Origin of the sequence: Hymenobacter aranciens (assembly GCF_030580865.1) — a bacterium.
GTDB lineage: Bacteria > Bacteroidota > Bacteroidia > Cytophagales > Hymenobacteraceae > Hymenobacter > Hymenobacter aranciens.
This window is the reverse complement of the sequence record NZ_JAUQSY010000003.1, coordinates 460,908-486,030: the sequence shown is the minus strand read 5'-3', so window position 1 is coordinate 486,030 and position 25,123 is coordinate 460,908. Positions and strand designations below refer to the sequence as shown.

Here is a 25,123-nt window from a genome sequence, read left to right as displayed (position 1 = left end):
GAGATTAGGGCCGGGCGGGCAGCTCCAGCTCGGCGTAGCTGAGGCGGACGTGCTGCGCGGCTTCGGCTACGTCGGCGCTGGGGTCGGTGGCGGCGTGGGCGCGGAGCAGGATGGCGTGGCGGGCATCGCGCCAGCGGGCGGCGCGGGGCCCCCAGGCGGTGAGGTTGCGCGACCAGACGAGCTGCGGCGCGGGACCGTCGCAGCGGTAGAGGCTGAGGTTAGTGGGCGTGCCGCCGCTGCTGACGTCCTCGCACATACTGAGCAGGTGGCGGCCGTCGGGCGAGAGGCTGGGCGCGCCCAGCAGACTGGTGCGGCGGCCGGTGCGCTGGTCGACCAGCAGCACCGACGAGCCGTCGTCCATCACCACATCCACCACCCACTGGTGGGCGGCGGGCAGGCTGCCCCAATAATAGTAGGCAATGTCGCGGCCTTCGGGCCCATCCTCCGGCGAGGGCTGGGGCGTGAGCACGACGGCCGGCCCCTGGGCGGGGCGCAGCCGCAGCTGCTGGCCCTGGCGCTGCACCCGGCCGCCGGCGGGCAGCGGGGCATCGGCAGTAGCCGCAGGGTTAGGATTGTCGGTGGGGCGGACGGGCAGCGGGCCGGCGGGCAGCTGTTGAAACGCGGCGGCCGTGCTCGGGCGCAGCGGCAGCACGGCCACGCGGCGGCCCAGCGAATCGGCGACGTGCAGCGTGTCGGGAGTAGCCGCCGGGGCCCCGGCCGTCGGGGCAGAGGTGGCGGGCGGTGGGGTGGCAGTGGTGGCGGGCTGGTCGTCGGGGCGGCAGGCGGCCAGCAGCACGAGCGGGGCGAGGAGCAGATAGGGCTTCATCAGCGTAAGAATAAGCTTAGGACTTGGGCTGGCGGCGCAACATGGCCAGCACGGCCAGCAGCTGGCGCAGGCCGGCGGCCGATTTGGCTTCGCCGAAGGCATCGACCTGGGCATCCCAGCCCCGGCCGCTGCGGCTGGCAAACACGCTGCTGACGGTGTAGCCCGTGGCGCAGCGGTGAATGGTGACCGGCGTGGGCCGGCCCAGCAGGCTCACGGTGGCGCGGCGGGTACGGCAGCCGTTGGTGGTGTCGGCCACGTCGCCCTGGGGCTGCGAACCCAGGTAGATGCCGCCCGTGAAGTCGGCGCGCACGGTGGTGTCGGCCGGGGCGAAGTAATACACCAGGAAGTCGGCGGCGTTGGTTGATTTGAGAGCGAACCCACGCGGCAGCGTAAGGTAGAAGTCGGTGTCGCCGAGGCGTTGCTTGGTGGCGGGGCGGTAGTTGGGGGCGGGTGGCGGGGGCGTCGCCGCCGCCGGGGGGGCCGGGCGGGTGGTGGTGGAGGGCGGCGGGCCGTCGCAGGCGGCCAGGGCCAGGGCGAGGCTACCCAGCAGGGCAGTGCAGCGAGGGTACGGGAGAGCGGGCATGGGTACTATACTATAAGGAGCGCCCCTACTCGCCCGGCTTCTCGTCGCGGTGCTGCTGCCAGAGCCTGGTGGCGTGCTGGCGGAAGGCGGCCGGGGCGGCGGCCCAGGCGGCGTCGAAGGTGGAGGTGCCGCCGTCGAACTGGCCGTTGCCGAGCACCAGTCGGGCGGTGCCGCGCACGGCGTACTTGCTGGGGCCTTCGTACATGATAATCTTCTGGTTGCTGGGGCTCACGTCGCCCCGGCATACGGTGCGGTACACCAGCCACACCTCGGCCGTGCCGTCCTGGTCGAGGTCGGTTACGCTGAGGCCCTTGGGACGGAAGGCGGCGGCCAGGTCGAGGGGGCAGTCGGCTTCGAAGTCGTGTACCTGCCAGCTGGCGGGCCCGGTGGCGGGGTACTGGTAGGCGTAGAGGTCGGCGCGCTGGCCGTCGGTGGCCTGGGCCTTGGGGTCGGGCGCGGGGCCGCTTTGGGTGGCCAGCACGGTGTAGGTGCCGGTGCGGTCGGTGTAGCGCAGGGCCTGCACTACTTTGCCACTACGCTTCAGTGCGGTGGGTACGGCGGTGGGGGCCAGCGGCGTCACGCGGAGCTGGGCCTGGGCTAGTGGGGTCGACAGTAGCAGGGCGGCCAGCAGGGAGTTTGTTTGCAATTGCATCATCGTCAGGTGGGGTAAAGAAGTTAGTTTTCCAGCACGGCCAGCAGCCCGAATGGCAGCGCCACCACCCCGGCCAGCATCAGGTAGAAGCGCCAGTGAGCCCGGCGCCACCCGGCGCAGGCCAGCAACACTACTACCAGGGCTATGGCCAGATAAAACTGGCCCAGCAGCAGCCAGCCCAGCGCGTCGCCGGCCCCGCCGGGCGGCGGGCCGGCGCGGTAGGCAGCAGCCTCTACCACGTACTGCACCCAGCGCAGCAGGTAGAGCAACACCAACGTGAGCACCAGCCAGTGGCGGCGCAGCAGCGCAGGGACAGAGGTGGATTCGACGACACTCATGCTGAACGGTACTACGGTTTATTCCGGCTCGACGGTGAGGTGGCCCTGCGCCGGGGGCTCGATGCGCGCCCGGTAGCGGCGGCCCAGCACGGCAAGGGCTAGGGTGCCGCCCCGGGCGGCGTCCACGGCCAGATACTGCGCGTCGGCCGTCAGGCGGCGGTAGCGCGGGCTGCCGTCGGGGAAGATTTCCAGGGTAAAGACGGCCTCGGCGGGCTGGCCCTCGGGGGTGCGTAGGCCCAGGTAGCTGAGCTGGAAGCGCGGGCCGGTGACCGGGCCGAACATCCGGCGGAAGTCGCGGTAGTCGGCCGCCGTGCCCAGCTCGGTGGGCTCTTCCTCGTTGGCCGGGCTCAGCTCCCAGCGCACCGGGACGTGGGTGGTGGCGGGCACGAAGCCGGGCGTGCGCTGCACCTGGGTTACCGTGGCGGCGGTTTCGCGCAGCAGGTCGGGCAGCTGAAAGCGGCCCACTTCCTCGGGCGGGTACCACAGGGGCTCCGACACGCTGCTGCGCACCAGCAGCTCGTGCCCCGCCGGCACGCCCCGCTGCCAGATGGCGCGCTGCTGAAACGAGGGCAGGTAGTGCCCCTGCCCGTTGTTGTTGCTGAAATAGGGCGGCAGCTTGGGCAGCGGCAGCGGCGCGCTGCCGAGGTAGGCGGCAAAGAAGATTTCCTGCAGGCTGTTGATGCCGTAGAAGTACGGCCCCACGTCCACGTAGCGGCCGGGGGCGTAGCGCGCCACGGGCTGCAGCGGCGGCAGGCCGGCGGCCGCCAGCTGCTGGTTGAACTGCCGCAGGTTGACTTCCACATTGGCCTGCTCCACGGCCTCCCGCTGCTGCACTACGCGGCCGGCGTGGGCGAAGTAGCGGGTCAGGGCGGCGGGGTCGCGGCGCAGGCTGCGCTGGACGTCGCGCAGCACTTTTTCGGCCTGGTCGCGGGTCAGCTCGTCTTCGCGGGCACTCAGGTAGAGCCGGGCGTGGTTGGCGGCATCAGTGAGCACGAAGTGGTGCATGGGGCGCTCCTTCTTCGAAAACCAGCCCACTATAGTTTCCGGCTCGGCGGTGTAGTACAGATGCTCGGCCACCTTCGCCAGCCGGTCATACACCGGGCGGTGCTGGCCGTCGTGGTAGAAGTCCTCGGCCACGAGGTGGTCGAAGTACGACTTATCGGGTGCATCGGGCAACGGGGCGTCGTCGGCATACAGGGTAATGCGCAGCACCACCGGCACCACCTCGCCGCCAAAGGTTTGCTGCTCGTGGGCGGGCAGGTAGTACGTCAGCCGGTCGGGCGCGGCCTTGAAATCGACGTAGGGACGGCGCAGCAGCCGGCGGGCCACGGGCAGCTGCTGCTCAGGGCCCTCGTCGAGGTGAAAGGAGGTGGGTACTTCCAGGGTGGCCAGGCCATCGAGGTCGAGGCGGTGGCGGGCCCCCAGCCCATCGAAGAAGCGGCTAAACAGCATAAGCAGGGTGCCCAGCAGGGCGGTAGCGGCCAGTAGTTTCATGCGCGACGGTCGGCAACCGGGGCTAGGGGTTTAGCTCCAGCAGCCCATCGGCCGTGTACGTGTACCGGGCCTTGTGGTCCAGCTCTTCGCGGTTGAGCGAGGTGATAAACAGGCGCAGCCGCAGCGGTCCGGCCCCGGCACTCACCACCACGGGCGTTGCCAGCTTGACGGTATTGACGTGGTTGCGGCCGTAGCGGGCCACCAGCGAATCGGCGGGGACGCGCAGCGACAGGCGCAGGGCCGTGCGCCACGCAGCATCGGGCTGGAAGCGTTGCAGCAGCAGCGTGTCGCCGGCAAAGGTGCTGAGCAGGCGGAAACTGCCATCGGCCGTGGACAGGGCCAGCACCACATCGCCGGCGGGGTCGGGGGCGACGGCGCCGCTGCCCACGTCTTTCAGCCAGTAGCGGCCTCCGCCCAGGGAGTAGTAGCGGGGCGGGTCCTGCACGTAGAAGCCCACCCAGGTGCTGGCCGCCCCCCCGGCGCCGTTGGCTTGCAACTGGTAAGGCTCGAAGTGCTCGAAGCCGCTGAGCTCGAAGGGCCGGTCCTGCCGCCACTGGTCCTGCTCCCAGGGGCTGCGGTCGCGCAGGCCGGCGGGCAGGGCCAGCGAGCCCGCAAACTGCGGTTGCAAGGCGGCCAGGGCGTCGCGCTTGCTGAAGAAATCGAATAGCGACGACAGCCGCCCGCGCACGGCCAGTGGCAGTGTGGGCACCTGGGCGGCGGCCCCGTCCAGGCGGCCGCCCGGCCCGAGCTGGTATTGTTCGACCAGCTCGCGCAACTGCCGCAGCTGGCTGCGCTCGGCCGTGGCGAAGGCCCCCCAGGGCCCGGCCGCCGCGGCAAACGCCAGCCCCGCCAGCGTCACCGGAATCCAGACGATGCCCCGCCCCTGCCGCCACAGGAAGTAGGCCGCGATGCCCAGCAGCCACGCCGCCAGCAGCACCACGAAGTAGCGCTCCTCGGTGATGCCGTAGGCCCTAATGCGCGTGCCGATGGCCAGCGCCAGCAGCCCCAGCAGCGGAAACAGCGCCCGGTAGAACCAGCGGGCAAAGGTGCGAATCCAGGCGTTGGCGGGGTCGTGCCGCAGTGGGTGGATGAGCAGCAGCGCAAAGATGCCCGCCACCGCCAGCGCCAGTATCAGCACCGACACCCAGCCCTCGGGCAGCTCCCACTGCACCACAATGCGCAGCATATACGCGTAGAGAATCACCACGTAGAGCACCACCAGCGGCAGCAGCACAAACTGCGTAAACACCTTCAGGCCCCGCGGGTACGGCGCCTCCTGCTCCAGCGCGGCCCAGTCGCGGGGCACGCCGGCCAGGAAAAACCAGGTGTTGAACAGCGAGGCCAGCCCCACGAACAGGTAGCCGAACCAGTCGCCGTCGGTATACCACCCAAACAGCTCGCGCACGGCCACCAGCGCCAGCGCGCAGCCCGCGTACAGCACCCCCGAGTAGAGCCCGGCCAGCAGCAGGCGCAGCAGCAGCGTTTCGTTGTAGCGCCAGAAGCCGGGCGTGTCGGCCTCGCGGCGCAGCTCGCCCACATAGGGCGCGGCGGCCACGGCCAGGTGCAGGCCCAGCAGCAGCACCACCAGCCGCAGGCCCCACACCAGCCCCGGCAGCGCCGGCGCCAGCGCCGCCCAGCCAGCCAGCGCCGCTACCGCCGCCCCTTGCGCCGCCCAGGTGGTAGCCCGCCGCCAGCCGTAGCGCTCGGCCGCCAGCGCCAGGGCCAGCGTGAGCGGCAGCCCCAGGGCCGCCGCCGAGCCCAGCGGAAACACCCAGCCGGCCTGCGCGGCCTCTTCGTTGGTGAAGTGGATGGCCGCGCAGCCGGCCACGCACAACGTCACGGCGCAGAGCAGCGTGAGCGGGAAGCGGCGGGCCACCTGCCCGGCCTGGGCCAGGGCATGAGTAAGGGAGGGAAGGTGCATGGGACAGGGTGACGGCCGGTGTTTGCGTCGGGGTAGCCTACTGGGGAGGTGGTTGGCAGGTTGCGGCGAGTTGCGGTCCGGCCGCCGGGGCCGCCCACCAGTTGTCACGCCTCGGCAGGCAAGGAATAGTCGGGAAGGGTAAAGTCGTCCTCCTCGGCGTCGGCCGCGCGGGAGCTGAACAGGCCGACGATTTTCTGCACGGGCCCGCTGGCAAACGCCCCGGCCAGGGTGTTGAGCACCGTCACGCCCAGCTTCGAGCTGGGGTAGGCCAACCCCGGCACGCCCGGCGGCAGCTGCTGCACCTTGGTCACGTAGGGGCGCAGCTTTTGCTCGTAGGCGGCGAAGGCGTCTTCGGGCCGCGCGTGCCGGGCCAGCTCGCCGGCCAGCACGTAGGCCCCCACCAGCGCCAGGGTAGTGCCCTTGCCGGTGAGCGGGCTGGGGCAGTAAGCAGCATCACCCACCAGCGCCACCCGGCCGGCCGACCACCGGGGCGCGATAATCTGGCCCACCTGGTCGAAGTACACGTCCGCCCCCTCGTCGATGGCCCGCCGGATGCGGTCGGCCTCCCAGCCCGCGCCCGCCAGCTTGGCTTGCAGCACGGCTTTCTGCTCGGCGGGCGAGCAATTTTCGTAGGCCGCCTGGGATTCCAGAAATGCGACTGAGGCCCGGGTGGTGCCGTGGTTGTCGGGGCGCAGCATGAGCACCCGGCTAGCGGGGGCGGTGTACCAGCGCCACCAGGCAGTGTCCGTCGGCTGCCGGGCAATGGTGAGGTAAGCCGTGTAGAGGCCCAGGTACTTAAACTGCGGCTCGTTGCCGAAAGCCAGCCGGCGGGTGCCCGACCGCACCCCGTCGGCCGCCACCACCAGTTGAAAGGCTTCGGTGCGGCCGCTGGCAAACGTCACGGCTACTCCGTCGGCCTGCTGCGCCAGGCCCGCTATCGAGTCGCCGAAGCGGTACTCCACGTCCTGCCTGGTGTGGTTATAAAGGATGTCAACCAGGTCGCCGCGCAGAATTTCCAGCTCCCGGGTGCCGCTCACTTCCCCATCCTTGGGGAAAGCGGCGGCCACCTCGCCCTGCGGCCCAATGAACTGCAAGCCCAGTTCGCCGGTATTGGCCGCCCGGATGCGGTCTTCCACGCCCATGAGGCGCACCACCTTGCGGCCCGGCCCGTTGATGTCGATGTTTTGCCCGCCCAGGCGCAGGGCCGGGGCCCGCTCCACCACCACTACCCGGAAGCCGTAGGTGGTCAGCCAGTAGGCCAGCGTCGGCCCCGCAATGCTGGCGCCGGCAATGAGAATGGGGTGGGTTCGTGAGGCAGGCATTATTGGTGAGGAAAGTGAGGTGAGGTGGTAGTTACGGAAGAGCCGCTACGCCGTTGGGCGGCGGCCGAACCCAGCTGGCGTCCGGCCCGGCTTTTCGGTTGCCTCGCTGCCCCGCCAGACTACCTGCCTCCCGTTGCGAAGCAGCGTGGGGCACCTGAGCGAAGGGAAGCGGCCGCCAGGCTATTTTTGCCTTGCTCACTTCACCCCTCACCCACCAGCCCAATGGACGCCCACTCTCTCCGACAAATTTTCCAGCCCACCCCCGGCCAGTGGGGCCTGCGCGGCGACCCCTACCTCTGGCAGGAACTGGAGCAGGTGTTTGCGCAGCTACAGCCCCCGGCCGACCCGGCCGCCGCCGATGCCTTACTCCAGGCGTTGTACATCAATCTGGTAGGCGAAGCCCCCGCTCCGGGCCGGCCGGCTTTCGTGGCCCGCTACGCCCACGGCGGCATGAGCAGCGGCCAAGTCGATGCCGACTTCTGGCTGACGCGGGGCTTCCCGCTGCTGCGGTAGCGCCTGCTGGCGCTACGCCCCTAGCGTCCGCTACTTCCACCACTGCCGCCGCTCTTCGGCCTTGGCCCGCTGGCCGGCGGGGTCATGCGGCGAGTCGCTGGTCAGCAGGGCCTGCTGGTAGGTCTGCCAGCCATTCTGCACATACTTGTCGTTGATGGAAAACTCCCCCGCACCGATGTCCAGCGTGCCCGATTCGGCAATGCGGTAGTCGCCCCAGTGGCAGGGCTTGGCCTGGCCGGTGGCGTAGCTGGTCCAGGTGGCCACGCACTGGTTGTTGCCCCAGCCGTCGGCCTGGGCTTCCAGCGTGTTGTAGCGCGCCTGCCCCTGCTTGTCGAGGTAGAAATACGTGGTGAGTGTGCCCCGGATGGTGCCGCTGCCGGGCTGGGCGCGGTTTTCGGCCAGCTCCACGCGGCACGTTAGCTCGCCTTCGCGGAACTGGGGCTCATTGGCATTGGGCGCGTTATAGCGCAGCGCTTTCACGATGGTGAGGGTGCCGGTAAAGGCGCACACGTTGCTCTTGACGCGCGTCTTGCCCGCCACGCGGTACACCAGCGGGTTGGCGGGGTCCTGCTGCACGCTGGTGTAGTGCAGGTAGAAGCGCTGGTAGTCCTTGCCGATGAAGCCCAGCGGCTCGGGAAACGCCACGGTGCCCGTAGCGCCGTAGAACGTCAGGCGGTCGGCGTGCCAGAGGCGGCTCAGGTTTTGGGTTTTGAGGGCGGCGCGGTAGTCGGTGCCGGGCGGCACCGTCTGGGCCGGGGTGGTCAGGGAGCGGACCAGCAGGCCCACGACGAGTAAAAGCCAGCGCAGCCGGCCGGATAGGAGCGACATGGGGGTAGCAATGGGTGAGCCCCGCTTAACGCAGGCCACGGCGGCCGGTTGCGCGCCGGCGGCCGGCCGCGGGCGGCCGCGTTGCGTATTGTTGGCACGTACCGCCCTCCCCTACCGGCCCGCATGATTACCCAGCTCACCCGCTCGTTTCGTCCCACGCCGCACGACCAGCGCGTGGCCAAGCTGTATAACTTTCGCCGGCGCAGCTTGTGGCGCTACCTGCTGGCGGCGCTGCTGCTGAGCGCCGCCCGGCCGGGCCTGCTCGGGTCCTTCGCCCTCACCTGGCTGGGGCTGAGCGCCGGCCTGGTGCTGCTGGGGCTGGCCGTGGTGCTGCTCAGCAGCTACCGGATGGGCCCGGCCTCCTTCGCGGCCGAGGTCACGTTCCGGGCCGAGGGCATCGAGGTGCGCCCCGCCGACGGCGCGCCCGCCCAGGCGCACGACTGGCGCTGGCTGCGCCGGGCCGACGAGTCGGGCCGCTACTTCTTCCTGACCGTGCGCGACCTCCCGCGCCTGATACTCCTGCTCGACAAGCACCGGCTGGCCCCCGAGGAAATCACCGCCTTCCGTGCCTGGGTGGCCGCCCGGCCTGCCGGCTAGCGGCCCCACCCTCGCGCCGCGCCGGCCGCTAACCTCCGCGTAGCCGCCGCGTATGCCTGGGCGGCCCCGTGGCCCCCCGCTACTGTCGCCGACAGCCTTCCTCTTATGGCCAAAGCCCTCAAAGTAATTCAGTGCCCCAAGTGCGGCAGCACCCAGAAAACCGAGCTCCGGCCCGACACCTTCCGCTGCGACAGCTGCGGCACCGAGTATTTCCTCGATAGCGACGACCTCAACGTGAACATCCGGCACCTGCCGGGCCCGCCCCCCGCGCCGGGGCCGTTCGCCATCCCGCCAGCCGAGCTTAGGCGCCGCGTGCGCTGGGCCATCGTGTTGGGCGGGCTGGCTCTGGTAGGCAGCGTCGTCTGGAGCCTCCTCCAGCGGCAGCAGCGCCGCACCGACCTCGCGGAGCTGCAGGTCGACCCAATCATGACCGGCCGCATCGACCCCGAGCAGCCCAGCTGGCGCAGTAGCGAGGAGCAGCTGGTGCCCGGCCCGGGCGGGCAGCCGGTGCTGGTGGTGGCCGGCAGCCGCGGCAGCTTCCGCGACGGCACCTACACCCCAACGGTGGGCCTCTACGATGCCCGCACCGGCGCCGCCCAGCAGCTGCTGGAGCTGCCCGGCGGCTCCGGCGACCTCAAGCTCCAGCGCCTCTCCAACGGCACCCTCTACGTGTTCCAGAACAACGCCGTGTACCAACTCGACCTGGCCCCGCCCGGCCTGCGCGACATCACCAGGCGCCTGCTGAGCGGCCAGCCCGCCCTGGCCAGCGGCGCGGCCACCATCAGCCCCGGCACCAACGACGACGATGCCCTGCGCATCTTCACCAACGACGGCCACACGCTGGCGCTCTACCCCCTCATCCGCCGCACCTACACCGACGACGAGCGCTGGGACGCCGCCCACGGCCTGGCCACCCTGCGCCCCGGCGCCCCCACCCGCCCGGCCTTCGCCTTCAGCGAACCCAGCATGAGCTACCCCGAAGACCCCATCCAGCTTATCTACTACACCTACCGCGACAACGGCGGGGGGCCCAAGGACGCGCCCCGCTTTTCGTGGGACGACGACTACGGCGGCTCGGGCATCTTCACCGATGCCGACCCGCACGTCAAGCGCCTCATCACGCCGCAGGAGCTGGCCAAGGGCCGGGTGCTGGCCTTCCGCGACTTCACGCCCGGCCGCCGCTACTTCTACCCCCAGCTGCTGTGCTTCGACGCCGACTACGTGCTGCTGACCTGCCACGCCACCGCCGCCCCCGACAGCCCCGTGCTGCTGCAAGCCCTCGATGCCCGCACGGCCGCCATCCGGTTCACCACGCCGCTACCCGCCGGCGCGTTCATCCCCAACCAGGCCCTGCGTACCACCGGGGGCTTCGTGCTGGCCCGCGACCGCAGCACCGCCACCCTCAGCCCGACTGGCGAGCTGGGCCCGGCCGTCACCATCAGGTAAGCGGCCGCGTCAGTAGTTGCTTTCGGTGCCGGGCTGCCAGGTTTGAATGGTGTGCTGAATGACTGCGTCCATCGCCGCCTTGCGCGCCGCCGGGTACTGCCAGACGAACGTCGAGAGCACGCCGCTCCGCAGCACGGTCTTCTGGTAGAAGATATCCCCCTGCACCCGCCCCGACAGCACGTAGCCCGTGCCCTTGCCCGTCAGCTGGTCGAGGCTGAAAGTGGCCTTCTTTTCCTGCCAGCCCTGCCGGGCCAGGCGGCGGTCGTCGGCCATGCCCTCATCGAGCACATTGTAGCCCGCATAGGCACTCAGCACCGTCCGTCCATCGGCCGATACGAAGCGGCGGCCGTCGCCATTCGCCGGCTCAGGTTGCACCCGGAAGCTCGCCGGGAAGTCGATGCGAAAGCCGAAGCGCGCATTGGCGTAGGTGCGGTAGGCCGGCGGGGCGCTGCCGGCACTCAGCACCGCCCCGGCGGCCAGCAGCGTGGGAAGTAGCTTGTGCATAGTCCTTCGCCCCTACTTGCTGGCCACGAACCCCTGGCTGCTCAGCTTGAGCTGCCCCAGGTTCAGCCCGTACTGCGTCCTGAAAAGCTGGCCGATGCCCTGCTGGTACGCCGCCAGCTTCTTTTCTTTGACAGACGCCTGCCAGCCGCCCTGCACGATGACGGTTTGCAGCTTCATTTCCTCGCCCAGCTGCGCCAGGCGGCTGCGCGACGAGCCCGTGCCTGCTCGTCCTCACCGACTTCCACCAGCCCGCCAGCGTGGCATTGGCCTACGCCGCCACCCTGGCCCAGCCGCTCGGCGCGCGGCTGCTGGTAGTGCACGCCCACCGCAACGCCCTGCTCGACCCGGAGCTGCTGACGGTCAGCGACAGTTCACTCAGCGCCCAGGCCCGGCAGCCGGCTTTCGCCAGCCTCACCCGGGGCCTGCCGGTGCCGGCCGTAACCGAAACCATCCACGGCTCCGTCCTGGCGACCGTGGCCGCAGCCCTCCGCCGCGACCACCCGGAGCTGCTGGTGCTGGGCCGCCCCACCGACAGCAGCACGCCCGATGAGCTGGTGAGCACCACCGCCCTCGACCTGCTACGCGCCGCCCCCTACCCGATGCTGGTGGTGCCGCCCACCGCCCCCGCCGGGCGCGCCCCGCGCCGCCTGCTGCTGGCCGTCGATGGCGAATCCTTCAGCCTGGGCCGCTACGCCAGCATGGTGCGCCACCTCTTTCGGGTTCTGAAGGCGGAGGTAACCATCCTGCACGTCTCCCCTACGCCGGCTGCGACTCCGCTGCAAACGGCGCTGGCCTCCGTGCTCCGGATAGGCCTGACCATCGACCTGACGCGGCTCTCGCTCGCGCGCCACATCGTGGCCTCCAGCCCGGCCGCTGGCATTCTGCAGGCCGCCCAGCCGGGAGAATTTGATTTGGTGCTGGTCATTGCCCGGCCGCGCAGCTTCCTGGGCAAGCGGTTTCACCACAGCGTCACGGCGAAGCTGCTGCTGCACTGCGCCGTGCCCGTGCTGGTGCTGCCGGCTCAAGCGTAGCCGACGCTCCTAACTCACGTCTATGGATTATCACGTTGCGCCCGTCGAAGACGTAGCCCGCGCCCTGCACACCGCGCCCACATCCATGAGGCAGCGCGGCTACAACCTGCCAGTTCATATCCGGCCGTAGCCACCAACGCCGCCGAGCGCGTGACCAATCTGTTTTTGACCCTACTGGAAATTCAATTCCCGGTAACCAAGCGATACCACGAGCCCATTCTGAAAAATGCACAGGCCTACGCCAATCGTCTGGCCGTGCACGTCAACAGCCTAAACCGGGCGGTGAAAGAAGTAACGGGCAAACCCACCACGACCCACATTGCCGAGCGCCTGGTCAGCGAGGCCAAAGTGCTATTGCAGCACCAGAATTGGAATGTGAGCGAAATTGCGGACAGCTTAGGCTTTGAGTACCCCACCTATTTCCACCGTTTCTTCAAGAAGCATACGGGCACTACCACCCTAGCTTTTCGTCACACAACGTAAGACCAGTACAGCCGGCCGGTCTGGACCAGTTGCAACAACACAATATAATCGGGCCAACTAAACTGATTCTCCAAGGACAAGGTAAAAAACCCGTTCGTACCCTACGTTGCACCCCAAATACGCAAAAAAGCCCTCTACAGTGCGTAGAGGGCTTTTTTAGTAGTCCGTAGGGGGCTAGAAATTGGGCACTAGAGGTGTCTAGAGCACTCTAGAGGGGGTGAAGAAATAGCTTCCTAATATCAGGAGAAGGGCTCGAACACTACCAGAGACTATTCGGAGCTGTCCAGATGGATTGATGGGTCCCCTCAAGGGTCCTCGGGAAACAAGTACGATGTGCGAGTCAGGTAGTGGGGCCAGGCACTGGCGTTTTGTTGAACGGCAGTGTTTACCGCTGCAACGATACGACAATCAACCGCTTGACTGGCGTAGTAGTACGGGTAGCTGTTGGTCGCGCAGGCCGGCGTAGGCTACGGTCAGCGTTTGAGAAGCCGAAGTGGGCAACCGCAGCCGGAATTTGCCTTCGGAGTTGGTGGCAGCGATGATGCCTGGCTGGCCAGCCACAAACACGCAGGCGCCCGGCAGGAACCGGTGGTCGGGGCCCAGCATCTGGCCCCAGCAGTAGTCGCTGACGGCGGGTTCGGCCGGGGCTTCCATTGCCAGCACTTTACGGTCCGGCAGATGGCGTGGCGCGGTGCGAACGGCGGGCCACGGGCAGCTGCTGCTCGGGGCCCTCATAGAGGTGAAAGGAGGTGGGCACTTCCAGGGTGGCCAGGCCGTCGAGGTCGTGGGTGTGGCGGGCCCCCAGCCCGTCGAAGAAGCGGCTAAACAGCATGAGTGAAGCGGCCCCCAAGGCCCCAAGGACGGTGGGTTGTACGGTTCTGGCCCACTTACGGCGCTATCTCCAGCAGCCCGTCGGCCGTGTAGGAGTAGTTCATCTCCGCGCCGCCCTCCTGCCGGGTGAGCGACGACAGAAACAAGCGCAGCTGCAGCCGCCCGGTGCGGGCGCGCACCTCCACCGGGGCGGGCAGGTCGATGGCCTCGACGTGGGTGCGGCCATAGCGCTGCACCAGCGAGTCGGCCACCGGGCGCAGGTTCAGGCGCAGCTGGGTTTGCCAGGTGCCGGCGGCACCACCCTCACCAGCACCGCTGCCCAAACGCCCGCCTTCCGCCGCTGGCTGGAGCAATAGATATCGGGCGGCTGCGCGGAGCAGGCCCGCCCCCGGGCCGGGCGGGCGGTCAGCAACGCTTCGGCCAGGCAGCGCCCGAGCCACTACCCGGGCGCTGCCTGGCCGAAGCCTCGGCTTTGTAGGCCAAGGAAAGGATTGTAACTTATTGAATAGCCAGTCGGCGCGTGACCGCCCCCTTGTTCGTGTTCAGGCGCAGGGTATAGACGCCTGCTGGTTGCCCGCGCAGGTCCAGGCAGCGGCTTTCCGGGCTAGTGCTCGGCGCAGCTTGCGTCAGCACCACGCGGCCAGCGAGGTCGCTCACTGTCAGGGGAGCGCGCAGCAGGGCGGGCTCCTGGCGGGCATCGAGCGTGAAGAGGCCGTCGGTGCTGGGATTGGGAAAAAGCGTGAGGCTCCGGCCTACGGTTTCGGCCCGCGCGGCGGTGATGGTGCTGACGAAAGAGATGTCATCGACGTAAAGCTGCGTGCCAGGTGTGGCGCGATTCACGATGCCGGAGCTGATGGTGACGTGCACCGAATCGGGCGTTAGCGTCGAGGCGTACTGCAAGGCCACCGTGGCCGCCGTGTAGGTGGCCGCGGCAGGCAACCAGGTGACGCCCTCGGCAATAATCTCGCGCTGCCCGTTCACGCGGCGCGTGAGTACCATGAGGGCGAAGGCAGAGTCGGCCGCGAGGCCCGCGCTGCTTTGGTAGTAGAATTGCAGCCCCGCCGGCCGGCCGGTATAGGGCAGCCCGGCCGGATAGTCCGACGAAGTGTTGAAGCGGGTGCCCAGGGTGAGCGAGCCCGGAAAGCTGGGGAAAGGAAACAGGTTTTTGGTTTCCAGCAGGGCGGCGAAGCTCCCGCCGTGCCGCACGGTGGTTTTGCTGGTGGTGCCGGTGGCCACGAACACGCCCGTTTTATCCAGCAGGATGTCGTCGGTGGTCAGCCAGTTCGGGGCCTGGTCAGCCCCGTTGTTCGTGGTCCAGGTTTCCAGGTCGCCGTTGGGAAGCTGCTGGGCTTGGCTGCTGGCACTCAAGCCCAGCAGCAGAGAAAGAGGGAGAAGAAAACGTTTCATGCAAAAGAGTTGGGTGAAAAAAATGAGTTGATGAGTAATAGCACGGGGTGCCCGTCGTCGTATCAGAGTGCCGCCGGGCCGTCCTCGGCCGTGGCATTCCTGATTTTGGGCACGGCTTGCAGGTAGGTATAGAGGGCGTGGACTTCGGCCGCACTCAGCCGCGAATACTTGGGCATGGGGTAGCCCAGCGGGCCGTGGGGCGACTGTCCGAAGCGCAGGGCCTGGGCGAATTGCCCTTCCGTCCAGTCGCCGATGCCCGTATCGGCGTCGCCGGTGATGTTGCGGGCGCGCACGGGCCGGCCCTGGCGGTTCACCATTTCGTTGCCCCCGCCGAGGTAGCCTTCCGACTTCTCAGGCTCCAGCGCGTTATTGGTTTTGAAGTCTTTGCTGTGGCAGTCGTAGCACTTGTAGCGGCCGATGACGAGGTAGCGGCCGTAGGCCAGGGCGTCCGTTGAGTCGGGGGCCGTTACTGGGGCAGCAGGCAGCGGCGTGGGTTTCATAACGGTATGAAACAGCACCTTGGCCAGCAGCGACGGCTCCTGCGCGCGGCTGGGCGTGGGGGTGGCGCGCACCAGCGGACTATCGGAGCGCAGGAAGGCCACGATGCTGGCCAGGTCTTCGTCCGACATCTGCACGAAGCTGGGCATCACCACCCGGTAGCGGCCGTCGCGCCCGATGCCGGTACGCAGCAAACCTACCAGTTCCTGGTCGGTCCAGGCGCCGATGCCGTGCTGCCGGTTGCGGGTGATGTTGGCCGCGTAGAGCGTGCCGAACGCCGGGGGCACGTCGCGCAGTTGCTGGCCACCGAGAGTATTGGTGGTAGAGTTGAGGTGGCAGTCGGCGCAGGAGGCTAGTACCAGCTTCTCCCCCAGCGCCACGCGTTCGGGCGTGCTGGCAATGGGCTCGATGTTGGGTTGCGGAGCCGCGTAGCTCGGGATGCCATCCACGGCCACGTAGCCCAGAAACCCAGCCACGGCCAGTAGCAGCAGGCTGATTACTACGATGCTGATGGTTAAGATTTTTTTCATGGGTTTATGACAGAAATAAGGTCAGGACTAAGGCGAGTAGGCAGAGCAGCAGGCCGGCCGTGGCGGGCAGCAGCACGGCCACCCAGGAGTGCAGGGCTTTCATGGCGCAGCAGCGGCGTTAGTCGGCCGTGTAGGGTTGGAGTTCGCGGGCAAAGCGGCCATCGGCGTGGGCGCGGCGGGCGGAGTAGCGCAGCAGCGGCTGCAGCAGCCGGAACACGCCCGGCAAGTGCGTGTCGGACAGAGCCACGATGGTGCCCAGGTGCCAGAACTTGCGGGGCCGGCCCTGCGCGTTCATCAGCCCGTCGGAGGCCAGGCCATAGGCAATTTTCAGGGTGTTCTCGAAGCCCGGGTGGCCGGGCGAAATCGTGACCCGGAAGCGGTTGTAGCTGTTGCTCTGGTTGAAGAAACGGTGCACCGCGCGGCGTGGGGCCGTGGCCGTCTCGCCGGGCTGCAGCACGATGACGCGCTTGTTCACTTCCAAGCTCAGCTCGCCCTCCAGGCACTCGAAGTGCTCGTCGAACGTTTCGTGAAAGTGCAGCCCATTGCCCCCGCCGGGCTTGAGGGCCACGTCGATAATGGTAACGGCCTCGCCGGGCTCGTGCGCGAATTTTTTGAAGAAGATGCGGTCACCGATTAAGGGATTTTCGAACAGACGTTTCATGAGAAGTGAAGGGGAAATGGGCCGCCGTAGCGAGGCGAAATGCGAAAACGGCGGGGCGGAAATTCGCTGGCACAAGCACGGCCACTCGCCAGTTAAAGGCCGAATTATCAGCCCGCGTGCCTGCCCCGCCGTTTTCATGGTTCAAAGTTGCGACCCGCGTTAAGCCGCCGAAACCGCTTCCGGCGGGATTGTCAATCGGCCCAACCGAATTGCACGATTCGCCCGCTGAATTGCGCGCAGCCAATTCGTAAAAATCCATTCGTAGGCTGTTTATATCGGCGGCATATGCCGCGCATAAAAAAGGGCTGTCGCGTTACGACAGCCCTGTTCTATACAAATGCTACCCCTGGCTCATGCCGAGCTACTTGCCCATCCACTTCTTGAAGTCGTTGACCTTCTCGCGGCTCACCAGCGCCTCCTTCTCGAAGGCGGGCGTGAGCGTGAGGGCTAGGCGGCTGCCGAAGTAGGGCTGCATTTGCTCCACGGCCTGGTGCGTGACGATGAGGCCCCGGCTGATGCGGGTGAACTGCTCGGGGTCGAGCAGCTCGGCCAGTTCGTCGAGAGGGTAGTCGACCAGGTATTTCTGGCCCGAGTGGCAGCGGAAAAAGCTGAACCGCTCGTCGGTGAAGAAGTAGGCAATGTCGGCCACTTCCACCGACACCAGCCGCGGGCCCTGCCGCACCAGAAAGCGCTTGCGGTACTGCCTGGCTTGCTGCTGGTGTTGCCAGGCGCGCAGCACGTTTTCCAGGCTTATGGGCAGCGCGGCGGGGCCGGCGGGGCGCTGGGCCGTCAGGTCGTGGAATTTCTTGAGGCTGCGCACCAGGTCTTTGCGCTGCACAGGCTTGAGCAGGTAGTCGATGCTGTTGACCTTGAAGGCTTGCAGGGCATACTCGTCGTAGCTGGTCGTGAACACCACTTTGCTGAACACGTCGATGCGCTCGAAAATCTCGAAGCTCTGCCCATCGGCCAGCTCGATGTCCATGAAAATCAGGTCGGGGTCGGGTTGCTGGCTGGCGCGCTGCTGCTGCATCCAGGCCACCGTGCGGCTGATGCTGGCCGTGACGCCCACAATGCGCAGGTCGGGCTCTACTTCCTGCAACAGCTTGGTGAGCTTGCGCACGGCCAGCTCCTCATCTTCGACAATTAATACGTTCATAAGCAAAAATTTATTCAGCCGCCAGCAGCGGCAGCAGCACTACGAATTGCCCCTCGCTGGCCTGCACCACGGGGGCAGCCTGGGCCAGCAGCTCGTAGCGAGCCCGGATGTTGGGCAGGCCCACGTTGTTCGATTTGACCTGGGTGGTTTTGCGTTGCAGGTTGTTGCTCACCTGCAGGCGCCCGGCGGGCGTGGTTACGATGTCTATGCGCAGCGGCTCCTCGTCGAGGATGACGTTGTGCTTCACGGCGTTTTCTACCAGCATTTGCAGCGTGAGCGGCGGCAGCTGGTAGTCCAGATACTGCTCGGCTACGCGCACGTGCAGCTGCAGGCCGGGGCCGTGCCGGGTTTTGAGCAGGTGGTAGTACGACTCGATGAAACCCAGCTCCACGGCCAGAGGCGTGAGGGGCTGCTCGCTGGTTTGCAGCAGGTAGCGGTATACGTTGGCCATCTCGTCCACGAACCGCTCGGCGCGCTCAGGCTCGTCGGCAATGAGCGAGGACAGTGAGTTGAGGCTGTTGAAGAGGAAGTGCGGGTTTATCTGGTTTTTCAGGCTTTGCAGCTGGCCCTGCATGTTGGCCTTGCGCAGGCCCTCGGTGTTCATCTTGCTTTCGTGCCACTTGCCCAGCGAATAGAACACCTCATAGATGATGGCAATGACCAGAATACCAATAAAGTCGATGGCGTAGAGCAGCAGCGACACATCTGGCAGGGGCAGCGACAGGCCCGCCACCTCGCGCAGCCACACGTGTACCTGGGGCAGCACGCCCAGCCCGGCCCGCACCCCCGCGAAGGTGAGCGTTGAGCCGAAGGGCTGCACGTACAGGAACACGGCGACCACCACCGCCAGAAACAGCGCCGTGAGCAGGGAGCAGGCCGCGGTGGTGAGCAGCACGCGCGGCAGGGTCTGGCCCAGGTCCGGGAAGCGCCGCACCACGGCCTCGGCCGCCCGGTCGAGGCCCAGTATCCAACCGCTGGCCAGCAGCCACAAAAACAGCGTAGGGTAGAGCAGCGACTGCCAGCAGCTCCAGTACTGCGGCCCCAGCAGCAGGTAGGCAAACAGCGGCACCATCCAGGGCAGCAGCAGCCAGTAGAGCCAGCGGCTGCGGTAGCTGAGGCGCAGGGCCGGGGGCAAACGAAACGAGAGAGTCATGGACGCTTACAGTAGTTGTACCGACACGCTGAAGTGCTGCCCGGTGGCTTCGGCCCGCACAGCCCCGGCGCTGCCCAGCAGCTGGTAGCGGGCCTGTAAGGTGCTCAGGCCCTGCGTGGCCATCGGCACGCGTACCGAGCGTTTCTGCAAGGTGTTGCGTACCTGCACGTAGCCGGGAGCGGGCGTACGCACGTCGATGCGCAGGGGCGTGTCGGCCGAGGCCACGTTGTGGCGAATGGCATTGTCGACCAGCGTTTGCAGGGTGAGCGGCAACAGACTGCCGCCGGGGGCAGTGGCGGGCAGGCAAAACTCCAGGCCGGCGCCGTAGCGCGTGCGCAGCAGGTAGCTGTAGGAGTGCAGAAAGTCCAGCTCGGCCTCCAAGGTGACGAGGCTGACCTCGGCCGGGGCGGCCTGGCTGGTGCGGTGCGCCTGCAGCAGGTAACGGTACACGGTGGCCATCTCGTCCACGAACAGCTCGGCTTCGGCCGGGGCTTCGCCGATGAGCACGGACAACGAGTTGAGGCAATTAAACAAAAAGTGCGGGTTGACCTGCTGCTTCACGTCGTCCAGCTCAGTTTGCACCTGCTGCTGGGCCAGCTGCTGGGCTTCGAGCTGGGTGTGTCGCCACTGCGACAGCACGTAGGCCACCTCGGCCAGCCCCGCCACCACGAAATGCACCACTGCGACCGATACCAGCGTCCAGAGTGAGGGCCAGAAATGGTACACGTAGCCGTAGAGGTGCACGGCGTCCATCAGCCACTGCGCGCCCAGCGTGCCCACTACAATGAACACCGCCAACTGCGCGGCATTGTACGCCACCCGCTTGGGCGCCTGCTGGGGCTCGGGGTAGCGCCGGATGCCGCGCGAGAGCAGGGCCGTGACGCTGGTGAGACACATCATGTACATGACCAAAAACAGCGCCGTGCCGCCTAAAAACACCGACCACGTGTGCAGGTACGGCGCGCCGAAATACATGTAGCCGTACACCGGCAGTGTCCACGGCGTGGCCACCAGGTAGAGCCGCCAGGCCAGGGGCTTGGCCCGGACGTAAGCGACAAGCCGCGATAGAAAGCTGGAAGAAGAAGTCATGCGCCGGCGGGGAAACCACTTTGGAACAGTGAAAATACACGGCTCCGCTCGCAAGCAGCTACCGGAGCCGGCGGAATTGCAGAAAATAGCGGCGGAATTGGGGAATAAGCCGGCGGAATTGTAAGCACCGGGCCAGCCGGACGGTTAGGGTGCCTTATCCCGTCATCGGCCTACTAAATCCGGGCATCCGTCAATTCCGCCGGTTATTTCCACAGTCTGGTCGGCAAACTCGCCAGTCCAGCACTCCCGGCTTTCGGAGGGCCGGACCGGTTCCCAATTTTGCAGCACCTAAGCAGCCCGCCAATTAATAACCAACTGACTGTGACAGGCTGAAAATTCTTGTAATCACCCGTTTTTTTTTCTAACCCCCTCACCTTTTTTCATCCCATGTTTCTCTCCTATCCCCGCATCCCGGTTATGCTTAGCGCCCTGGCCACTCTCACCCTGGTTTCGTGCGACGACGATGATGCGCCCGTGGCTCCTGCCGGCTGCACCCCTACCGTAGTGCAGGTAACCAACACCATCAATACCGCCACCACCTGGGAGCCCTGCACCGTGTACGTGGTGAACGGTACCGTAAATGTAACGGCCGCCCTCACCATCCAGCCCGGCACGGTGGTGAAGTTCAAGAGCGGGGCCGGCCTGATTCTGAACACCAACGGCCGCCTGACGGCCAGCGGCACGGCCGCACGGCCCATCTACTTCACCTCCTACCGCGACGACGCCCACGGCGGCGACACCAACCAGGATGGCAGTGCCTCGGCTCCGGCTAAAAAGGACTGGACGCTGGTCAACCTCAACGGCACCACCAACTCGATGCTGACTTATAGCCAGTTTCTGTACGGCGGCAGTGGCGGCACCGTGCTCGACCTCTCCAACGGCGCGGCCAGCGTGACCAACTGCACTTTTGCCCATAATGGCGAAGACGTGGCCGTGAACACCGAAGCCACCGTGGACGCTCACTATGCCACGGCCACCACAGTCCTGCAAAGCAACGTGTTCTACGACAACATCCGGCCGCTGTCCATCACCTCCAGCTTCGACCTGGACGACTCCAACTCCTTCCAAAACCCCACCAACGCGGCCGACAAAAACCTGCACCAGGGCATCGTGACCTACTGGGACAATAACGTGACCAAGCCCAACCTGGCCTGGGCCGAAACCGAGCTGGCCTACGTGAACACCCACAACATCGACCTGCGCGCTGGCACTACCCTGCGCCTGGGCAATAACGTGACGGTGAAAATGATGCCCGAGGGCCGCCTCATCTTCCGCGACAGCCCCACTCAATTGCTCAACGCCAACGGCGCGGGCGTGACCTTCACCTCCTTCAAGGACGACACGCGCGGCGGCGACTCCAACGGTAATAGCGCGGCCACGGCACCCGCCGCCGGCGACTGGGACGGCGTGTACCACGATGTGGCCGGCACCCCCTGGCTAAAGTGGAGCAACGCTTACTACGCCAGCCACTAACCCATTAGTCAACCCAGCAAGGGCACTATCCGGCCGGTGGGGTTTGACTCCACCGGCCCGGCTCCCCGCTGCCTTATTTTTTCCCGCCCAACAGCCCCGCTAGATAGTTCTCCCTCTCAGGTTGCTTTTCTCCCTTTCGACCATGCAAAAAACCATCATCAATCCCTGGCAGTGGCAAGACCAGCTGGGCTACGCCCAGGCCGTGGAAATCTCCCACGCTTCTCACACATTGTACTGCGCCGGGCAGGCTGCCGTCGATGCCCACGGCGCGCCGCTGCCAGCCGACATGCCGGGCCAGCTCCAGGCTGCCCTCGCCAACGTGGAAACCGTGCTGACGCAGGCCGGCTACGCGCTGCGCGACGTGGTGCGCATCAACTACCTGACGACTTCTATCGCCGATTTTTTTCCGCACTACGGCGCGGTAGTGGCCCGGCTGGCGCAGCACGGCTGCCAGGCCGCCAGCACGCTGGTCGAGGTGCAGGCCCTGGCCTTCCCCGGCCTGCTGGTCGAAATCGAAGTCACGGCCGCCCGCTAGCCATTTTTCTCTTTTCTCATCTTATTTCTCAACATCCATGAAACTCATTCCCAACATCGTACCTGCCGCCAATGGTTTGCGGCTCAGCGTCCTCGGCGACCAGCAGTGCATCAAGCTGACCGGCCAGGACACCAACGGCCTGTTTACCCTGGTGGAGCAGCTCAACTCGCCCGGCACCGGCATTCCCCGCCACGTGCACACGCAGGAAGATGAAACCTTCCACGTGCAGGAGGGGCTGGTCGAATATGAAGTCGACGGTGCCGTAACCACCCTCGGGGCCGGCGACCTGGCCTACGTGCCGCGTGGGGTGGCCCACAGCTTCCGGGTGGTGGGCAGCACGCCGGCCCGCGTGCTGGTATCCATCTTCCCGGCCGGGGCCGAGCACATGTTTCAGGAGCTGGCGCAGCTACCCGCCGGCCCACCCGACTTCCCGGTTGTGGCCGAAATCTGCGGCCGCTACGGCATCACCTTCCTGTATGCAAGAGCGCGCGGGCAATGTCTCCGGCCGGAAGTCCGAAGTTAATTGCAGGCCTTAACCTGAGCCATACGCGAGGCCGAAACGGTCGCCTTATATCACTCCGACAGGGCAGTTAGTGCTTCTGAGCAGGTGGTGGCTGTTTCGGTACCGGTGCGCACTTGCGCCGTGGCCTACAAACCAGCGCCGGAACCTGCCCCTGCAGCAACTGATGACGGCAGGGCCACGGCTGAACCGGTGAAGCAGTTAGGGCCCCATGAGCCAGCAGCCATTTACGCCGCGCAGTCCCCAAGACAAAGAACTGCGCCTAAGGCAAGTAGTCGGAAAAGGATGGGCAAGAAGCAGGCCTGATGCCTGCGGGGTTGCCTGGAGGACGTCTGTAGTTCCGGGGGCGTTGCCTAGTGCTGACACGCCCAGCCCTGACCTGCCGCCCGGCCTGGTAGGGTGGACGCGCCTAGCCCTGCCTTGAGCATGGGCCACTGTGACTATTCGCCTATTCACCCAGCGGGCCAATTCATCCTTTTGCAGAGGTAGATGGAGTGGAATTCAGTCAGTGTAAATCTTGCGTTCAATCAAGGTTTGCCAGCGGCAGCAGTCGGAATTTTGTCGAAACAATCACCGAACTATATGCAACATGTGTCGCCGATACGCGAACCGCTTATCACGGGGAGCAAAACCTGCCACGATGTAACTGAGGACGTGTGCCGCCAGGTAGAATCTGCCCCTAACCGGCGTTGGATGGTCGCCTTGAGCGTGGCCCTGTTTTTCCTTGGTATCTTCTTCTACTCGATGTACCGCACGCTGTGGTACGGCATCGGCGAGTGGGGCCTCAACAAAACCGTGGGCTGGGCCTGGGACATCACCAACTTCGTGTGGTGGGTGGGCATTGGCCACGCTGGCACGCTCATCTCGGCCGTACTGCTGCTGTTTCGGCAGAAATGGCGGAGCTCCATTAACCGGGCGGCCGAGGCTATGACCATCTTCGCCGTCATCTGCGCCGCCATGTATCCCGTGCTCCACCTGGGACGGCCCTGGCTGATGTTCTGGGTGTTTCCTTTCCAGAATACCTACGGCTCGCTCTGGGCCAACTTCAACTCGCCGCTGCTGTGGGACGTGTTCGCCATCTCGACCTACTTCTCGGTGTCGCTGGTGTTCTGGTACATTGGCCTGATTCCCGACTTTGCCACCATCCGCGACCGTGCTAAGGGTACCATTGCCAAAGTCGCGTACTCGCTGCTGAGCCTGGGCTGGAAAGGCTCAGCCAAGGCCTGGTCGCGCTACGAAACCGTGTCGCTGATTCTGGCTGGCGTGTCGACCCCGCTGGTACTTTCGGTCCACACCATCGTATCGATGGACTTTGCCACCTCGGTAGTACCCGGCTGGCACACTACCATCTTCCCGCCCTACTTCGTAGCCGGCGCTATCTTCTCGGGCTTCGCTATGGTACTGACGCTGATGCTCATTACCCGCGTCGTGTTCCGTCTTGAAGACTATATCACGCTGGAGCACATCGCGCTGATGAACAAAATCATGATGATTACCGGCTCCATCGTGGGCGTGGCTTACATCACAGAGTTCTTCATCGCCTGGTACTCGCAGGTGGAGTTTGAGCAGTACGCCTTCATCAACCGCGCCACTGGCCCTTACTGGTGGGCTTACGCTTCGATGATGACCTGCAACGTGATTACACCGCAGCTAGTGTGGCTGCGCCGCGTGCGCTACAGCATTCCGCTCACCTTCATCCTGTCCATCATCGTGAACATCGGCATGTGGTTCGAGCGCTTCGTTATCATCGTCACCTCGCTGCACCGCGATTACTTGCCGTCGAACTGGGCCATGTTCTCGCCCTCCCTCATCGACATCGGTATCTACGTGGGGACGCTGGGCCTGTTCTTCACGCTGTTCATGCTCTTCGCCAAATTCTTCCCCGTCATCAACATGGCCGAAGTAAAGACTATCCTGAAATACACCGGCGACAACGGGCCAACTTACAGGCCCAAACCCACCGCTACAACGCTGCCCGCCCCAACTGCACCCATGCCTGCATCGGTGCAGGGCAACTAAACCTCCCTTCTTGTCAAAGCTCATGCTACTGGACTTATTGTTTTTCATACTAAGCACGCTGCTTTTTCTGCCGCTGGTCACGGGATATTGTGCTTATAGTTATGGCCGCTCCTTCTGGCTGTGGTTCGTTTTAGGCTGCGGGTTACCGTATATCTCTTTTATTGGGCTGATAGTGTCGCTGCACCGCAAAGAGTTGAATCCTGGCGAACGGCTGGTGGCGGAAGCCAAAGCAATCCTGGTTGCTCAGGAATTGAAGTCGCTGGCAGCTGTGCTGTCTTCTAATGGAGCTATCCACCAAGCTGACCACTGAGGTTGGCTTGTTACTATGGCATAGCTACACCAGTCGGAGTCACCTGATTGGGATTCGCTGCCAGCGGAGGGACTTGAGTTTTGCATTGGCGGCGAGATGCAAGTAGTCAATAGACGCTGGCAAATGGAAAGGCTGACAGACACCAGGGGTTTCTAGTGGCCAACTGCTACGTATTGTGTGCCTGGCAGGAGTCCATTGACAGCTCCACGGAGCCTACCCTGCAAATGCTGGAGGGGCTGCAGATAGCCACCGTCACGCTGTCCGAGTTTGGCGGCCTCTCCGCAACGAGTAGGCTCTCAACTCGACAAAGCCCGCTTACGGCGTTTTGGGTGCGGAAACGGTCAGCGTCAGGGTCACTCCCTTAGCTTGACAAAACCCGCTTGCGGCACCGGGGCAACGCCCC

General features: G+C 65.9%; 29 protein-coding genes. 10 read left to right on the top strand and 19 right to left on the bottom strand.

The annotated features are described in order from the left end of the window. Positions 1 to 4 precede the first annotated feature (4 nt). The 7 genes from Q5H93_RS06650 to Q5H93_RS06620 form a co-directional block, all read right to left on the bottom strand. Positions 5 to 826 (bottom strand): hypothetical protein, encoded by an 822-nt coding sequence (locus tag Q5H93_RS06650; RefSeq protein WP_305005720.1) that lies wholly within the window; start codon positions 824 to 826, stop codon positions 5 to 7. Positions 827 to 842: 16 nt separating this feature from the next. Beyond that, a complete protein-coding gene (locus tag Q5H93_RS06645; RefSeq protein WP_305005719.1) occupies positions 843 to 1,409 on the bottom strand; it encodes a hypothetical protein in 567 nt (188 codons plus the stop codon). 25 nt (positions 1,410 to 1,434) lie between these two features. Then, entirely contained in the window at positions 1,435 to 2,064 is a 630-nt protein-coding gene (locus tag Q5H93_RS06640) for a M949_RS01915 family surface polysaccharide biosynthesis protein (protein ID WP_305005718.1), read from the bottom strand. Between the two features lie 20 nt (positions 2,065 to 2,084). Continuing rightward, positions 2,085 to 2,399: a hypothetical protein gene (locus Q5H93_RS06635; protein ID WP_305005717.1), complete on the bottom strand. Its 315-nt coding sequence runs from the start codon at positions 2,397 to 2,399 to the stop codon at positions 2,085 to 2,087. 18 nt (positions 2,400 to 2,417) lie between these two features. After that, entirely contained in the window at positions 2,418 to 3,893 is a 1,476-nt protein-coding gene (locus Q5H93_RS06630; RefSeq protein WP_305005716.1) for a hypothetical protein, read from the bottom strand. Positions 3,894 to 3,915: 22 nt separating this feature from the next. Next, entirely contained in the window at positions 3,916 to 5,814 is a 1,899-nt protein-coding gene (locus Q5H93_RS06625) for a DUF4153 domain-containing protein (RefSeq protein WP_305005715.1), read from the bottom strand. 104 nt (positions 5,815 to 5,918) lie between these two features. Next, positions 5,919 to 7,136, bottom strand: coding sequence for an FAD-dependent monooxygenase (locus Q5H93_RS06620; RefSeq protein WP_305005714.1), 1,218 nt, complete (start codon positions 7,134 to 7,136; stop codon positions 5,919 to 5,921). A gap of 222 nt (positions 7,137 to 7,358) precedes the next feature. On the opposite strand from Q5H93_RS06620, the gene Q5H93_RS06615 reads away from it, so the two are divergent. Next, the gene (locus Q5H93_RS06615) at positions 7,359 to 7,649 is read left to right on the top strand and encodes a hypothetical protein (RefSeq protein WP_305005713.1); all 291 of its coding nucleotides are present in this window, start codon (positions 7,359 to 7,361) and stop codon (positions 7,647 to 7,649) included. Positions 7,650 to 7,679: 30 nt separating this feature from the next. On the opposite strand, the gene Q5H93_RS06610 is transcribed toward Q5H93_RS06615, so the two are convergent. Beyond that, positions 7,680 to 8,477, bottom strand: coding sequence for a hypothetical protein (locus tag Q5H93_RS06610; protein ID WP_305005712.1), 798 nt, complete (start codon positions 8,475 to 8,477; stop codon positions 7,680 to 7,682). Positions 8,478 to 8,600: 123 nt separating this feature from the next. On the opposite strand from Q5H93_RS06610, the gene Q5H93_RS06605 reads away from it, so the two are divergent. Together Q5H93_RS06605 and Q5H93_RS06600 are read left to right on the top strand one after the other, a co-directional pair. Continuing rightward, positions 8,601 to 9,074, top strand: coding sequence for a hypothetical protein (locus tag Q5H93_RS06605; protein WP_305005711.1), 474 nt, complete (start codon positions 8,601 to 8,603; stop codon positions 9,072 to 9,074). Positions 9,075 to 9,179: 105 nt separating this feature from the next. Beyond that, the gene (locus tag Q5H93_RS06600) at positions 9,180 to 10,520 is read left to right on the top strand and encodes a hypothetical protein (protein ID WP_305005710.1); all 1,341 of its coding nucleotides are present in this window, start codon (positions 9,180 to 9,182) and stop codon (positions 10,518 to 10,520) included. A gap of 9 nt (positions 10,521 to 10,529) precedes the next feature. Here Q5H93_RS06600 and Q5H93_RS06595 read toward each other — a convergent pair whose 3' ends face one another. Together Q5H93_RS06595 and Q5H93_RS06590 are read right to left on the bottom strand one after the other, a co-directional pair. After that, on the bottom strand, positions 10,530 to 11,024 hold the full coding sequence (locus Q5H93_RS06595) for a hypothetical protein (RefSeq protein ID WP_305005709.1): 495 nt from the start codon (positions 11,022 to 11,024) through the stop codon (positions 10,530 to 10,532). Between the two features lie 12 nt (positions 11,025 to 11,036). Then, positions 11,037 to 11,201 (bottom strand): hypothetical protein, encoded by a 165-nt coding sequence (locus Q5H93_RS06590; protein WP_305005708.1) that lies wholly within the window; start codon positions 11,199 to 11,201, stop codon positions 11,037 to 11,039. A gap of 44 nt (positions 11,202 to 11,245) precedes the next feature. Here Q5H93_RS06590 and Q5H93_RS06585 point away from each other — a divergent pair, with 44 nt between their 5' ends. Next, a complete protein-coding gene (locus Q5H93_RS06585) occupies positions 11,246 to 12,055 on the top strand; it encodes a universal stress protein (protein ID WP_305005739.1) in 810 nt (269 codons plus the stop codon). Between the two features lie 150 nt (positions 12,056 to 12,205). Then, on the top strand, positions 12,206 to 12,538 hold the full coding sequence (locus tag Q5H93_RS06580) for a helix-turn-helix domain-containing protein (RefSeq protein ID WP_305005707.1): 333 nt from the start codon (positions 12,206 to 12,208) through the stop codon (positions 12,536 to 12,538). A gap of 408 nt (positions 12,539 to 12,946) precedes the next feature. Here the strand turns inward: Q5H93_RS06580 and Q5H93_RS06575 are convergent, their stop codons facing one another. The 9 genes from Q5H93_RS06575 to Q5H93_RS06535 all read right to left on the bottom strand — a co-directional run bounded on the left by Q5H93_RS06575 (position 12,947) and on the right by Q5H93_RS06535 (position 19,863). Further along, positions 12,947 to 13,192 carry a peptidase associated/transthyretin-like domain-containing protein gene (locus Q5H93_RS06575; protein WP_305005706.1) on the bottom strand — a complete coding sequence of 82 codons (246 nt, stop codon included), beginning with the start codon at positions 13,190 to 13,192 and terminating at the stop codon, positions 12,947 to 12,949. A gap of 10 nt (positions 13,193 to 13,202) precedes the next feature. Next, positions 13,203 to 13,370, bottom strand: coding sequence for a hypothetical protein (locus tag Q5H93_RS06570; protein WP_305005705.1), 168 nt, complete (start codon positions 13,368 to 13,370; stop codon positions 13,203 to 13,205). 55 nt (positions 13,371 to 13,425) lie between these two features. After that, positions 13,426 to 13,722 (bottom strand): hypothetical protein, encoded by a 297-nt coding sequence (locus Q5H93_RS06565; protein WP_305005704.1) that lies wholly within the window; start codon positions 13,720 to 13,722, stop codon positions 13,426 to 13,428. Positions 13,723 to 13,867: 145 nt separating this feature from the next. Continuing rightward, positions 13,868 to 14,776: a T9SS type A sorting domain-containing protein gene (locus Q5H93_RS06560; protein ID WP_305005703.1), complete on the bottom strand. Its 909-nt coding sequence runs from the start codon at positions 14,774 to 14,776 to the stop codon at positions 13,868 to 13,870. Positions 14,777 to 14,838: 62 nt separating this feature from the next. After that, positions 14,839 to 15,804, bottom strand: a complete 966-nt coding sequence (locus tag Q5H93_RS06555) for a c-type cytochrome (protein ID WP_305005702.1) — start codon at positions 15,802 to 15,804, stop codon at positions 14,839 to 14,841. Between the two features lie 118 nt (positions 15,805 to 15,922). Then, positions 15,923 to 16,465: a cupin domain-containing protein gene (locus tag Q5H93_RS06550; protein ID WP_305005701.1), complete on the bottom strand. Its 543-nt coding sequence runs from the start codon at positions 16,463 to 16,465 to the stop codon at positions 15,923 to 15,925. A gap of 361 nt (positions 16,466 to 16,826) precedes the next feature. Then, on the bottom strand, positions 16,827 to 17,621 hold the full coding sequence (locus Q5H93_RS06545; protein WP_305005700.1) for a LytR/AlgR family response regulator transcription factor: 795 nt from the start codon (positions 17,619 to 17,621) through the stop codon (positions 16,827 to 16,829). 10 nt (positions 17,622 to 17,631) lie between these two features. After that, positions 17,632 to 18,774, bottom strand: a complete 1,143-nt coding sequence (locus tag Q5H93_RS06540; protein WP_305005699.1) for a sensor histidine kinase — start codon at positions 18,772 to 18,774, stop codon at positions 17,632 to 17,634. A gap of 6 nt (positions 18,775 to 18,780) precedes the next feature. After that, positions 18,781 to 19,863, bottom strand: coding sequence for a sensor histidine kinase (locus Q5H93_RS06535; RefSeq protein WP_305005698.1), 1,083 nt, complete (start codon positions 19,861 to 19,863; stop codon positions 18,781 to 18,783). Between the two features lie 387 nt (positions 19,864 to 20,250). Here Q5H93_RS06535 and Q5H93_RS06530 point away from each other — a divergent pair, with 387 nt between their 5' ends. The 5 genes from Q5H93_RS06530 (at position 20,251) to Q5H93_RS06510 (ending at position 24,720) form a co-directional block, all read left to right on the top strand. Continuing rightward, positions 20,251 to 21,336: a hypothetical protein gene (locus Q5H93_RS06530; protein ID WP_305005697.1), complete on the top strand. Its 1,086-nt coding sequence runs from the start codon at positions 20,251 to 20,253 to the stop codon at positions 21,334 to 21,336. A 142-nt stretch (positions 21,337 to 21,478) separates the two neighbouring features. Continuing rightward, on the top strand, positions 21,479 to 21,871 hold the full coding sequence (locus tag Q5H93_RS06525; protein WP_305005696.1) for a RidA family protein: 393 nt from the start codon (positions 21,479 to 21,481) through the stop codon (positions 21,869 to 21,871). 37 nt (positions 21,872 to 21,908) lie between these two features. Continuing rightward, positions 21,909 to 22,394, top strand: coding sequence for a cupin domain-containing protein (locus Q5H93_RS06520; RefSeq protein ID WP_305005695.1), 486 nt, complete (start codon positions 21,909 to 21,911; stop codon positions 22,392 to 22,394). A gap of 579 nt (positions 22,395 to 22,973) precedes the next feature. Next, on the top strand, positions 22,974 to 24,410 hold the full coding sequence (nrfD, locus tag Q5H93_RS06515) for an NrfD/PsrC family molybdoenzyme membrane anchor subunit (RefSeq protein WP_305005694.1): 1,437 nt from the start codon (positions 22,974 to 22,976) through the stop codon (positions 24,408 to 24,410). Positions 24,411 to 24,432: 22 nt separating this feature from the next. After that, positions 24,433 to 24,720 (top strand): hypothetical protein, encoded by a 288-nt coding sequence (locus Q5H93_RS06510; RefSeq protein ID WP_305005693.1) that lies wholly within the window; start codon positions 24,433 to 24,435, stop codon positions 24,718 to 24,720. Positions 24,721 to 25,123 lie beyond the last annotated feature (403 nt).

Coding starts and splice junctions, on each gene's coding strand:
- Q5H93_RS06605 (WP_305005711.1), top strand. CDS start 8,601: ATGATTACCCAGCTCACCCGCTCGTTTCGTCCCACGCCGCACGACCAG.
- Q5H93_RS06630 (WP_305005716.1), bottom strand. CDS start 3,893: ATGAAACTACTGGCCGCTACCGCCCTGCTGGGCACCCTGCTTATGCTG.
- Q5H93_RS06625 (WP_305005715.1), bottom strand. CDS start 5,814: ATGCACCTTCCCTCCCTTACTCATGCCCTGGCCCAGGCCGGGCAGGTG.
- Q5H93_RS06540 (WP_305005699.1), bottom strand. CDS start 18,774: ATGACTCTCTCGTTTCGTTTGCCCCCGGCCCTGCGCCTCAGCTACCGC.
- Q5H93_RS06610 (WP_305005712.1), bottom strand. CDS start 8,477: ATGTCGCTCCTATCCGGCCGGCTGCGCTGGCTTTTACTCGTCGTGGGC.
- Q5H93_RS06530 (WP_305005697.1), top strand. CDS start 20,251: ATGTTTCTCTCCTATCCCCGCATCCCGGTTATGCTTAGCGCCCTGGCC.
- Q5H93_RS06570 (WP_305005705.1), bottom strand. CDS start 13,370: ATGCTGTTTAGCCGCTTCTTCGACGGGCTGGGGGCCCGCCACACCCAC.
- Q5H93_RS06525 (WP_305005696.1), top strand. CDS start 21,479: ATGCAAAAAACCATCATCAATCCCTGGCAGTGGCAAGACCAGCTGGGC.
- Q5H93_RS06650 (WP_305005720.1), bottom strand. CDS start 826: ATGAAGCCCTATCTGCTCCTCGCCCCGCTCGTGCTGCTGGCCGCCTGC.
- Q5H93_RS06520 (WP_305005695.1), top strand. CDS start 21,909: ATGAAACTCATTCCCAACATCGTACCTGCCGCCAATGGTTTGCGGCTC.
- Q5H93_RS06635 (WP_305005717.1), bottom strand. CDS start 2,399: ATGAGTGTCGTCGAATCCACCTCTGTCCCTGCGCTGCTGCGCCGCCAC.
- Q5H93_RS06545 (WP_305005700.1), bottom strand. CDS start 17,621: ATGAACGTATTAATTGTCGAAGATGAGGAGCTGGCCGTGCGCAAGCTC.
- Q5H93_RS06620 (WP_305005714.1), bottom strand. CDS start 7,136: ATGCCTGCCTCACGAACCCACCCCATTCTCATTGCCGGCGCCAGCATT.
- Q5H93_RS06510 (WP_305005693.1), top strand. CDS start 24,433: ATGCTACTGGACTTATTGTTTTTCATACTAAGCACGCTGCTTTTTCTG.
- Q5H93_RS06590 (WP_305005708.1), bottom strand. CDS start 11,201: ATGAAGCTGCAAACCGTCATCGTGCAGGGCGGCTGGCAGGCGTCTGTC.
- Q5H93_RS06560 (WP_305005703.1), bottom strand. CDS start 14,776: ATGAAACGTTTTCTTCTCCCTCTTTCTCTGCTGCTGGGCTTGAGTGCC.
- Q5H93_RS06550 (WP_305005701.1), bottom strand. CDS start 16,465: ATGAAACGTCTGTTCGAAAATCCCTTAATCGGTGACCGCATCTTCTTC.
- Q5H93_RS06645 (WP_305005719.1), bottom strand. CDS start 1,409: ATGCCCGCTCTCCCGTACCCTCGCTGCACTGCCCTGCTGGGTAGCCTC.
- Q5H93_RS06615 (WP_305005713.1), top strand. CDS start 7,359: ATGGACGCCCACTCTCTCCGACAAATTTTCCAGCCCACCCCCGGCCAG.
- nrfD (WP_305005694.1), top strand. CDS start 22,974: ATGCAACATGTGTCGCCGATACGCGAACCGCTTATCACGGGGAGCAAA.
- Q5H93_RS06600 (WP_305005710.1), top strand. CDS start 9,180: ATGGCCAAAGCCCTCAAAGTAATTCAGTGCCCCAAGTGCGGCAGCACC.
- Q5H93_RS06555 (WP_305005702.1), bottom strand. CDS start 15,804: ATGAAAAAAATCTTAACCATCAGCATCGTAGTAATCAGCCTGCTGCTA.
- Q5H93_RS06640 (WP_305005718.1), bottom strand. CDS start 2,064: ATGATGCAATTGCAAACAAACTCCCTGCTGGCCGCCCTGCTACTGTCG.
- Q5H93_RS06595 (WP_305005709.1), bottom strand. CDS start 11,024: ATGCACAAGCTACTTCCCACGCTGCTGGCCGCCGGGGCGGTGCTGAGT.
- Q5H93_RS06535 (WP_305005698.1), bottom strand. CDS start 19,863: ATGACTTCTTCTTCCAGCTTTCTATCGCGGCTTGTCGCTTACGTCCGG.
- Q5H93_RS06575 (WP_305005706.1), bottom strand. CDS start 13,192: ATGGAAGCCCCGGCCGAACCCGCCGTCAGCGACTACTGCTGGGGCCAG.